The sequence below is a fragment of the Streptococcus sp. CL8.13 genome, from assembly GCF_049737895.1.
In genome coordinates this window covers 1-10,800 of record NZ_JBKOTT010000015.1, presented here as the reverse complement: position 1 = coordinate 10,800, position 10,800 = coordinate 1, and the positions used below count along the sequence as shown (strand labels likewise).

Annotated in this window: 9 protein-coding genes, 1 tRNA gene, 1 other RNA gene and 2 pseudogenes; all 13 read right to left on the bottom strand. The window is 40.2% G+C overall.

Annotated elements, in window-relative coordinates; translation table 11 throughout:
* Positions 1-256: 256 nt before the first annotated feature.
* Positions 257-550: pseudogene (locus ACLNCN_RS01115) on the bottom strand (hypothetical protein); the annotation flags it as partial.
* 1,037 nt (positions 551-1,587) lie between these two features.
* Positions 1,588-2,499 (bottom strand): Rpn family recombination-promoting nuclease/putative transposase, encoded by a 912-nt coding sequence (locus tag ACLNCN_RS01110; protein ID WP_424844457.1) that lies wholly within the window; start codon positions 2,497-2,499, stop codon positions 1,588-1,590.
* Between the two features lie 223 nt (positions 2,500-2,722).
* Positions 2,723-3,691 carry a ribose-phosphate diphosphokinase gene (locus tag ACLNCN_RS01105; protein ID WP_033682853.1) on the bottom strand — a complete coding sequence of 323 codons (969 nt, stop codon included), beginning with the start codon at positions 3,689-3,691 and terminating at the stop codon, positions 2,723-2,725.
* Positions 3,692-3,836: 145 nt separating this feature from the next.
* The gene (locus ACLNCN_RS01100; RefSeq protein WP_223330594.1) at positions 3,837-4,652 is read right to left on the bottom strand and encodes a PrsW family intramembrane metalloprotease; all 816 of its coding nucleotides are present in this window, start codon (positions 4,650-4,652) and stop codon (positions 3,837-3,839) included.
* Between the two features lie 24 nt (positions 4,653-4,676).
* The gene (locus ACLNCN_RS01095; RefSeq protein WP_004240973.1) at positions 4,677-5,174 is read right to left on the bottom strand and encodes a beta-class carbonic anhydrase; all 498 of its coding nucleotides are present in this window, start codon (positions 5,172-5,174) and stop codon (positions 4,677-4,679) included.
* 72 nt (positions 5,175-5,246) lie between these two features.
* Positions 5,247-6,608 carry a DNA repair protein RadA gene (gene radA, locus ACLNCN_RS01090; protein WP_078228442.1) on the bottom strand — a complete coding sequence of 454 codons (1,362 nt, stop codon included), beginning with the start codon at positions 6,606-6,608 and terminating at the stop codon, positions 5,247-5,249.
* 13 nt (positions 6,609-6,621) lie between these two features.
* Positions 6,622-7,179: pseudogene (locus ACLNCN_RS01085) on the bottom strand (histidine phosphatase family protein).
* Positions 7,139-7,582, bottom strand: a complete 444-nt coding sequence (locus ACLNCN_RS01080) for a dUTP diphosphatase (protein ID WP_078238237.1) — start codon at positions 7,580-7,582, stop codon at positions 7,139-7,141. Before ACLNCN_RS01080 ends, ACLNCN_RS01085 begins: the two are co-directional and overlap by 41 nt.
* 56 nt (positions 7,583-7,638) lie before the next feature.
* An RNA gene (gene ffs, locus ACLNCN_RS01075) (signal recognition particle sRNA small type) lies at positions 7,639-7,736 on the bottom strand.
* Between the two features lie 32 nt (positions 7,737-7,768).
* Complete coding sequence (tadA, locus tag ACLNCN_RS01070; protein WP_001110112.1) at positions 7,769-8,236, bottom strand: tRNA adenosine(34) deaminase TadA; 468 nt, start codon at positions 8,234-8,236, stop codon at positions 7,769-7,771.
* A gap of 199 nt (positions 8,237-8,435) precedes the next feature.
* On the bottom strand, positions 8,436-9,722 hold the full coding sequence (locus tag ACLNCN_RS01065) for an adenylosuccinate synthase (RefSeq protein ID WP_004257634.1): 1,287 nt from the start codon (positions 9,720-9,722) through the stop codon (positions 8,436-8,438).
* Positions 9,723-9,952: 230 nt separating this feature from the next.
* On the bottom strand, positions 9,953-10,189 hold the full coding sequence (gene comW / locus ACLNCN_RS01060) for a sigma(X)-activator ComW (RefSeq protein ID WP_060627312.1): 237 nt from the start codon (positions 10,187-10,189) through the stop codon (positions 9,953-9,955).
* A gap of 533 nt (positions 10,190-10,722) precedes the next feature.
* A tRNA-Asn gene (locus tag ACLNCN_RS01055) sits at positions 10,723-10,796 on the bottom strand.
* Positions 10,797-10,800 lie beyond the last annotated feature (4 nt).

Genomic DNA, 10,800 nt, shown 5'->3' with positions numbered 1-10,800 from the left:
AATCTTCTCTTTACCATCTTCCTGTTTTGTAACCCAAACAACTGTCTTATAAACATTTGTTTCCGAAGCTTTCACTTCAGTTACTCTAGCTCCAACAAGGGCAGTGCCTGCCAAGGTTGCACCTAATAAAATTTTCAACACTTTTGATTTCATTGGAAACCTCCTATTATTTTTTAACCATTATAATACTTATACAAGATAAATGCAAGAAAAAAACAGGAGATAACTCTCCTGTTTTATATTTCATGTATTAGGATTATACCCACTCACCGTTTGCGTTTACGTTGTAACCGTCAACAGTTGTGTTTACTGAAAGGGCACCTGAACCGTTTACATGGTACCATTTACCAGAAACTTCAAACCATTGGCTAGCTTTCATAGCACCTGTTGATTCAAGGAAGTACCAAGTGTTACCATCTTTCAACCAACCAGTTTGCATAGCACCTGATTTGTTTAGGAAGTACCAAGTTCCGTTAACGTTTACCCAACCAGTTTGCATTACACCTTTATCGTTTAGGTAGTACCAGTTGCCATCAACTTGTTTCCAACCTTTAACAGCTGCAGCATTTTCGAAGTATTTCCAACCTTCAGCTGTTTGAGCCCAACCGTATTGAGCAGCTGTAGTTGCGTTACCAATTTGTGCTGCACGATCATCAAGTTTGTATGGCAATACAATACGCCCATTTGTGTACAATGAACCAGCATATTCGTTACCAGCTTCAACAGTAAATTCACCAACAAGTTCTACTGCTTCTTTAAAATCAGTAGCTGTTGCAGCAACACGATACTGAATCACTTCACCAGCTTTGAATACTGTTGGAAGTTCTGCATCACCTGATTGGTCAGTTTTAGCAGTGAAGTATTCTGGTTTCTTTTCACCTGAAGCAGGTTTCAAGAAGAAATCAACTTCTACGTTTGGAACTGGACGTCCACCACCATCAACAACAGTTACACGAACATGACGGTTAAATCCATGTGCTGCGTCACGGTCGTAACGGATGTATTTAGATCCGATAGCAAAACCATAACCAAAACGGCTGTTTGTTGTTGAAGCATCTACACCTGAAATGTTGTGGTTAGGTTCAGTATTTCCACCATGATATGTGCTGAAAGAAGAACCGAAACGGCTATTTGTTGTGTCTTCTGCTGAAACAGCTTGTACAGCACCAAATGCTGCAAGAGCGACTGCGCTTGTCAATAAAACTTTTTTCATCGTTTTATCTCCTTTGTTTTTCTTTAAAATATTTTTTCGTAAGACTATCTTACTACCATACAGTATATAAATATTTGCAGGATTTGTCAAGGGTTTTCTTCGAGTTTTTAAAGTTTTTTCCTATTTTTAGAAAAAAAGGTGAAAAAACAACTTTGTGAGAGTGAATACGCTTAAAATATCCTATATTCAAGTGAAAATCTCACAAACTTTTAATCCTTGATTAAAATCATTCATATCTAATCCACATAGACAGTCGGACAGAACTCACTTCTATGGTATTATCCTATAACCCCTTCGAAATGTCAAGCAAAAATGACAAGTTTTTTGATAACAACTTGCCATTTTATAAACTTTCTACCATTTAAAATGTGACCTTATAGCAAGGCCTCAAACTCTGCGACCGTCATGCCTAATTGCTGACTGGCTACCTCTGGTGTCAGAAGATTTTGGCGAACCATGTCTAAGAAGGCAAAAAGTTTCCCTTCTTCCCTTCCTTCAACTTTCCCACGTTCTAAACCTTGTTCAATACCTTCGGCTCTAGCGGTTTCCAAGGCATAGTCCTGTGCTAACAAGGCTTGTTCTTCTCGCATACGTAGTTGACTAAACATTTTCCTGTCCTCCTCGGACCAGCTTTTGTAGTCTAGCAGTTGGTCTGCTTGGCTGATAGCTCGCTCTGGTTCTTGGGTAAAGGGTTTATTCCCAAAAAACTCCAACCACGGTTTGCGAACCTCGTCTTTGCTGGTTTCTCTGTATTTTTTTAGTTCCAAGAACGCCATCTTGACTAGATGGTTTTCTTGTCCATTATTGGTTATGGTTAAAACCTCACCTGTCGTGTCCTCGCGCATACTAAAGCTATGAAAGGCTAAATCATCTTGGAAGTAATTACTATCTACGATAGCAATAGCATAAACAGGTGCGATGTGTTTGTAACTCTGATATGTATCACCTTCTCGTTGACGAATTTTTTCGAGATTTTGATTGACCTGACTGCACAGGTAAGCCCACAAACGATTAATGAAAAAATTCTGATGATGCACCTGAATTTCAATGATTACTTGCGTGCCATTGTCCAACTCCGCCAAAACATCTATACTGGTATAGAAATCCTGCGCCGAGTAAGGTATGGAAGGCAAGACGTGAATATTGCTTCCCTCCAAAATGGTCACATTTTTTGCTGGTAAATCCAGCATATCGCGAATAAATTGACAAGTAATTTCTGAATTGCTAAAGATTTTCTTAGCAACCAAGTCATTGGTTGGGCTGATGCCCGGATGTCTGAGAATCATCCTCTTCCTCCTTTTATTATACCACAGTCTTATACTCAATGAAAATCAAAGAGCAAACTAGGAAACTAGCCGCAGGCTGTACTTGAGTACGGCAAGGCGACGTTAACGTGGTTTGAATTTGATTTTCGAAGAGTATTAAATCTAGTTTTACTAGATTCACTGACTCTATCTATTTATTCGGAAAAGAGATGAAAAAACCTGAGAATCATCTCAGGCTTGGTCATTAAATCTTTTTCTCAATACTGAAAAGTGGCGAAAGTGGGCGTTTTTCATGGATACGTACGATGGCGTCCCCCAAGAGATGAGCGATTGAAATCTGCTCAATCTTATCAATCAAACGCTCTTCTGGCAGATAGATGGTATCCAAAACAACCAATTTCTTAATAGCTGATTTTTGGATATTGTCCATAGCAGGACCAGAAAGAACTGGGTGCGTACAGCTTGCATAGACTTCAACAGCACCAGCTTCTGCAAGGGCATCTGCAGCGTGACAAATCGTTCCAGCGGTATCAATCATATCATCAATCAAGATACAAGTCTTACCTTCAACCTTACCAATAATGTTCATGACTTCACTGGTATTCATCTTATCAACGCTACGACGTTTGTCAATGATAGCGATAGATGTTTTCAAAAATTCTGCCAACTTACGAGCACGAGTCACCCCTCCATGGTCTGGGCTGACAACCACATAATCAGAACCAACCATACCACGACGCTCAAAATAATCCGCAATCAGAGGAGCTCCCATCAAATGATCCACAGGAATATCAAAGAATCCTTGAATCTGCGCAGCATGCAAGTCGATTGTCAACAAACGATCCACTCCAGCTACTTCAAGCATATTTGCAACAAGTTTTGAAGTGATTGGCTCACGCGCTCTCGCCTTTCTATCCTGACGTGCATACCCATAGTAAGGCATGACAACATTGACAGATTCTGCACTCGCACGCTTCAAAGCATCTACCATAATCAAAATTTCAAGCAGATTGTCATTTACAGGCGAACTAGTTGATTGTAGGATAAAGACGTGTTTCCCACGGATTGATTCTTCAATGTTGACCTGAATCTCTCCATCTGAAAATTGGCGAACACTTGATTTCCCCAACTCTATCCCAATCTCCTGCGCCACACGTTTTGCCAATTCTTGATTAGAAGAAAGGGCAAACAGCTTTAAATCAGAAAAAGACATGATTTCCTCCGGTATATATGTATCGCTTGTGCTTTTCACAAGATTTTTCCATTTACCATTGTAGCGCTTTTTGCACTATTTTTCAATCAAAAATAAAAGAAGGGCAGCATATTTGTGCCCCTGCATTATTCTTTTGAAAAATATTCTAGTTCATCAACTCATTGTGCTTCTCAACAAAGCGATAAGCCTGATAAAAACCATATAGAGTAATAGTCGTAACCACTGGAATCGCTAGTGGCAACTCTGTCTCTAATTCTACAAAAGGAGAGTTAAACAAGAAATGAGTTCCCAAGGCCAAACCTAGGAAAATAAGCCCCTGTTTCTTGCCAACCTTCTGTCCTTTATAGGCTCTGTAAAGCAAGTAAACACCTACTACCGCCAAACCTGAAAAAGTCCAGTGAGAGGCAATTCCTGAGATGATACGCTCTAAAATTCTCGAAATAGTAAAGTCAAAGCCCTCTGGCAAATCTGTACGAATGTAGCCAATATCCTCAATCATTTGGAATCCCAAACCAGAAGCAATCCCAAGTAAAAACAAAGATTTTAATTTTCGCACAGGAATCAAAGCTAAAACAAAGACAAGTGGCAACAATTTCAAGGGTTCTTCTACCAAAGGAGCCACAATCGCACTTTCAAAGGCATTTAAAAATGCACTATCTGGGAAAAGAACCTCCAATAAATCATGGATATAGGTATTAGCAAAGCTAGACAACCAACCTGAAAGGAACATCCCACCCAATAAAGACAGAATCAAGGCATTCTTTGGCAATTCCCATTTTTTCCCAATACGGAAAAGGAAATAAAGAGCCGGAATCATGTAAAAGAGAGCTAGAAAGATAGAAACTCCCATTAGGCCATATTCTGCACCTGACATCGAACCATCCGTATAGTAGATTGTTTCATACTGCAAACCAATACATAGCAATAAAATAAAAATAAATAAAATGCTGTTTTTCTTCATACACTTTCTTTCTATATGAAGTATTTATAATTCTACGACTGTCATACTTCCTGTATCCACATCGTAAATAGCACCAGAGATAATGACATCATCTGGTATTAGGGGAGAATCGATAAGGAGTTGCATGTCCTCACGTACACTCTCCTCTATATCTTGAAAGGGCAAGAAGTCCTGGTCTGACACATCGACACCTAGTTCCTCTTTTAAATACTCCTGAAAAGGCCCATTTTCAAAGGTCTGAGCACCACAGTCTGTATGGTGCAATACCACAATCTCTCTTGTCCCCATTTGTTGCTGGGAAATAACTAGCGAACGAATCATGTCCTCAGTCACTCGACCACCTGCATTCCGCAAGATATGAGCATCCCCAAGTGCCAAGCCCAGAGCTTGCGCCACGTGCAAACGTGAATCCATACAGGTCACAATAGCCACTCTTGTTTTGGGTTTAAGTGGCAGATTTAACTGCCCATGTAGGGCAACATAAGCCTGATTGGCTTGCATAAACTGTTCAAAATACGACACGATTCCCTCCTTGAAAATTTGATAGTCAAATATTTCTCCTATCTTATCATTTTTAAGAGGATTTGTCACAGATTAAGCAAAAACCTTTTTCAAAACTTCCTGAATCGTTGTCACGCCAATGACCTGAATTTCCTTAGGCGGAGTAATTCCTGTCAAAGAATTCTTCGGTACATAAATCTTGGTAAATCCCAGCTTAGCGGCTTCGTTGATACGCTGCTCGATACGATTCACACGCCGAATTTCTCCTGTCAAGCCCAGTTCTCCCACAAAACATTCCTGAGGATTAGTTGGCTTATCCTTGTAGCTCGAAGCAATGGCAACTGCAACAGCTAAGTCAATGGCAGGTTCATCCAATTTGACACCGCCAGCAGATTTGAGATAGGCATCCTGATTTTGCAAGAGAAGACCTGCCCGTTTTTCCAAAACAGCCATAATCAAGCTAGCACGGTTAAAATCAAGTCCTGTCGTCGTACGCTTGGCATTTCCAAACATGGTCGGTGTTACCAAAGCCTGAACCTCCGCCAAAATCGGACGCGTCCCTTCCATGGTCACAACGATTGATGAACCAGTTGCTCCATCCAAACGCTCTTCTAAGAAAACTTGACTCGGATTGAGAACCTCAACCAAACCGCCCGACTGCATCTCAAAAATCCCAATCTCATTAGTGGATCCAAAACGGTTTTTGACCGCTCTTAAAATACGGAAGGTATGGTGGCGCTCCCCTTCAAAGTAAAGCACCGTATCCACCATATGCTCCAACATACGAGGACCAGCTAGAGTGCCCTCCTTGGTCACATGTCCTACGATAAAGATGGCAATGTTATTTGTTTTGGCCAGCTGCATAAGTTCCGCTGTCACCTCACGCACTTGAGAAACAGACCCCTGCACCCCTGAAATCTCAGGAGACATAATAGTCTGAATGGAGTCGATGATGAGGAAGTCTGGCTGGATGCGCTCCACCTCAGTTCGAACACTCTGCATATTGGTCTCTGCATAAAGATAAAACTCACTATCAATATCACCCAAGCGCTCTGCTCGTAGCTTAATCTGCTGGGCAGACTCCTCCCCACTGACGTAGAGAACAGTCCCAACTTGAGACAGCTGAGTTGAGACTTGTAGGAGAAGGGTTGATTTCCCAATCCCAGGATCCCCACCTATGAGGACGAGACTTCCCGGTACCACTCCGCCTCCAAGTACACGGTTGAATTCCTCCATCTCCGTCTTGGTTCGATTGACATTGATGGAAGTCACCTCAGCCAGTTTCATGGGCTTGGTTTTCTCACCTGTCAAGGACACACGCGCATTCTTGACCTCGGCAACCTCAACCTCTTCTACAAAAGAAGACCAAGACCCACAGTTGGGGCAACGCCCCAGATATTTAGGTGAATTATACCCACAATTTTGACATACAAATGTCGCTTTTTTCTTTGCGATGATAAACCTCTTTCTATATCTCTAACTCACACTCAATCACTTGGCAAAAATCAATCTTCTCATTTGGCACAAACTGACGCATGAGCATGTTGTGAGTTACCACTATCACGGTCTGGTAATCTCGATACTTAGCCATGCATTCTAGAAAACGAGACTTCATCTTCGCAGCTGTCTCATATTGAATAGGACTATTAGGAAGTAACTCCCCATTATTTTCTAGAAATATAGCACGAGCTTTTTCAAAATTATCTGTACCACTTTCATAGACCTGCCATTCATGCAATAATGGTTCCACTCTCAAAGGAAGTCCAGTAACACAAGCCACATAAGAAGCCGTTTCTAAAGCTCTTGTGACTGCAGAAGATACGATTATTTCAGCTGAAGGGAGTAAAGGATTGGTGCTCAGTTTCTGGGCTTGCTACCGTCCCTTCTCAGACAAGGGGGCCAAATCTATCCCAAATCCCGTATAAGAACGCTCCTCTAACTCACGATAATCTGGCTCCCCGTGACGTACAAAGATAATCTTCATTCTAGTGCCCGGTCGATCCAAATCCACCAGTTCGAACGCCATCAGCCATATCTCCATCTGCAATTAAGAAAGGAGCAAAGACAGCCTGGACAACACGTTCTCCAACTTCAAGAACAACCTCTTGGTCTGTGATATTCTTCATCTGAGCAAAAATATGCCCTTCATTCCCAGGATTGCCATAATAATCCCCATCAATGACCCCAACTGAATTAATTAAAACCAAGCCCTTTTTACGAGGGTTTGAAGAACGATCATAGAGGTAGAGAACCTCAGTCGGCTGCATATAAGCCTTAACCCCTGTCGGAACCAATACAATCTCTCCTGGCGCAATAACTGTACGCACAGCAACCTTTAAGTCGTAACCAGCCGCATGCGCTGTCTCACGTTTGGGCAATAAATTTTCATCTGTAAAACTAGAAACCAATTCAAAACCACGAATTTTCATCATTTTCTCTTTTCTATTATCATTTATTCTAGATTATTCTATCTTATTTATTCGGAAAAAGCACGAAAAAAAGAGCACACAATTCAAATCGCTTAGGGCTGCTGGATTCCTCCCCTGACCCGCTTCACGCAGAACTGTTGCTCCACTATTTATTATATCACATTCCTGTTCATTTTAAAAGCAAAATTATTTTTTCCGTCTATTTCTAAAAAAATCCTGCATAATAGCTGCGCATTCATCTTCCAAAATTCCTGTTTCAACCTCCACACGATGATTGAGACGCTCATCTGTCAAGATATCGTACAAACTCCCAGCAGCGCCAAATTTCTGGTTTTTAGCCCCATAGACCACGTTTGGAATACGGGCGAGTCCAATCGCCCCACTACACATGACACAAGGCTCAATGGTCACAAAAAGCGTGCAATCCAGCAAGCGCCAGCTCTCCTCACTCAGGTTCGCATTCTCTATGGCCATAATCTCCGCATGCATAACCGCTCGTTGCAGTTCCTCACGCGCATTATGCCCGCGACCAATGATTTCTCCGTCCTTGACAATCACACAACCAATTGGAATTTCATCGTGTTCAAGAGCAATCTCAGCCTCTCTCAAAGCCTCCCTCATAAAGACTTCTTTTTCTTCAACTGTATAATTCATCAATTTCCCTTTTCCTACTTATCGATTTTATTATTATATCATGATTTCCAAGACAAAAAAAGCCACCAAATGCGGTGACTTTATAGGGAGATTATTATGAAAAAGAAAAGTTTAGGATATTTGTTACAACAAGTTAGGAGGTCTTCTTGTAACTGTCTATAGTATATCCGAACTATCTTAAACAAATCTTAAAAATCTCTTAGGACCAAACACTTTCTAAAATATTTGTTTGTTCACGACCAGGACCTACTGAGAAAGTAGAAATACGAACGCCAACCAATTCACTCACACGACGAACATAGTTACGCGCATTCTCAGGAAGATCTTCCAAATTACGAACTCCGGTAATATCTTCTGACCAACCTGGCAACTCTTCATAGATAGGCTTGCAACGTTTCAATTGCTCAAGACTAGCTGGATAGTAATCAATACGTTGGCCATCAAGATCATAGGCCACACAGATTTTCACTGTATCTAAACCACTCAAAACATCGATAGAGTTCAATGAAAGGTTAGTAATACCAGAAACGCGACGGCTATGGCGCATCACAACTGAATCAAACCATCCCACACGACGTGGACGACCAGTTGTTGTACCATATTCATGACCGACTTCACGGATACGTTCTCCCACTTCATCAAACAACTCAGTTGGGAAAGGACCGTCTCCAACACGACTCGTATAGGCTTTACATACACCAACAACCTTGTCAATCTTACTCGGACCAACACCAGAACCAATCGTAACACCACCAGCTACAGGGTTTGATGACGTAACAAATGGATACGTACCTTGGTCGATATCTAGCATAACACCTTGTGCACCTTCAAAAAGCACACGTTTACCGTTATCAAGCGCATCATTCAAAATAACAGATGTATCTGTCACATATTTCTTGATTTGTTGACCATATTCGTAATATTCTTCAAAAATATCATCGAAAGAAATCGCTTTACTGTCATACAATTTTTCAAAAAGACGATTCTTTTCAGCAAGGTTACGTTCTAAGCGCTCACGGAAAATATCTTTATCTAAAAGATCGGCGATACGAATCCCAACACGAGCAGCCTTGTCCATATAAGCTGGACCGATTCCCTTGATTGTAGTACCAATCTTATTGTCGCCCTTAGCTTCTTCTTGCAAACGATCTAACTCGATATGATAAGGCAAAATGACATGCGCGCGATCAGAAATACGCAAGTTATCAGTTGTAACACCTTCCTCATGAAGATAGCTCAACTCTTTCACAAGAGATTTAGGATTTACAACCATACCATTCCCAATAACAGAGATTTTTTCAGGGAAGAAAATCCCAGATGGAATCAAGTGCAATTTAAACTTCTTGCCATCAATCACAATCGTGTGACCTGCATTATCACCACCTTGGTAACGCGCAATCACTTCTGCATTCGCTGAAAGGAAGTCTGTAATCTTCCCTTTACCTTCATCACCCCATTGGGTACCTACAACAACAACTGAAGTCATAATCTTGTCTGAGCCCTCAGGCTCTTCCTTTCTCACATACATGGCAGGACTCTCACCTGCAATTATATCTTACAATTTATTATAAGAAAAAATCGCCTTTTTATCAAGAAGAAACAATAGAAAGATTTGCTATTTCCAACTATTAAAAAATGTTTTAGAAAAAATTCCGGCTATTTATCATTATTTTTCCACAAAAAGTAAAAGTTGTTCGGAAATTAACTCATACTGTCTCAACAAGCAACAAAACCTTGTTTCATTATCAATTTTTCAAGATACAAACGATAAGCAACACGATAATGGTAAACAATAAAATCCCGATAGCTCACAATACGATATCGGACAAGATAATAAATCAAAAACTTAAAATGAAAATGTTCCCAGTCCCAACTATTACCAAAGAAAGTAGCATACTCTTCTTCGATACTGTCATAGAAATCAGTCATCTGATCATAAATATTTTGTAGCATAAGCATACACTCCTTTACTTTTTATGATCTTATTCTAACAAAAAATTTTAATTAATCATTAATAATTCCTGAATTGTTAAAATACCAACCTCAACAAGAGAAAAAATAGGAAAAGTTGACAGAATAGGAACAAATTTCCTATAAACAATTTATAAAAACTATTACTCTCACTAAAAATCATCCAGTACGGTTTTAATAGCATTGAATATTGCTCAGTCTAAACTATGAAGTGATTGAATAGAAATAAAATTCCTTAATAATATCAAAAAGAAAAAAGGTTCTCTATTGTGGAAGAAGGACTCGGACCCACGACCTTCATATAATATTTGTAGTGGGTAAATCCCCTATGGATCTTATTTTGTTGTAGGAAAAAGTCCCATAAGATCTATAATGAAAAGCGATCAAACAATCATATGGAACAATTACATTGCTAAACTGAATTATGAGGCTTCATTTGTGGAAGTCTAATGACACGAGATAGATTATTAATTACATAACAAAAAAAAGAGGTCTAAACCTCCTTTAATTAACTACTCCGCCAGTAGGACTCGAACCTACGACATCATGATTAACAGTCATGCGCTACTACCAACTGAGCTATGGCGGATTAA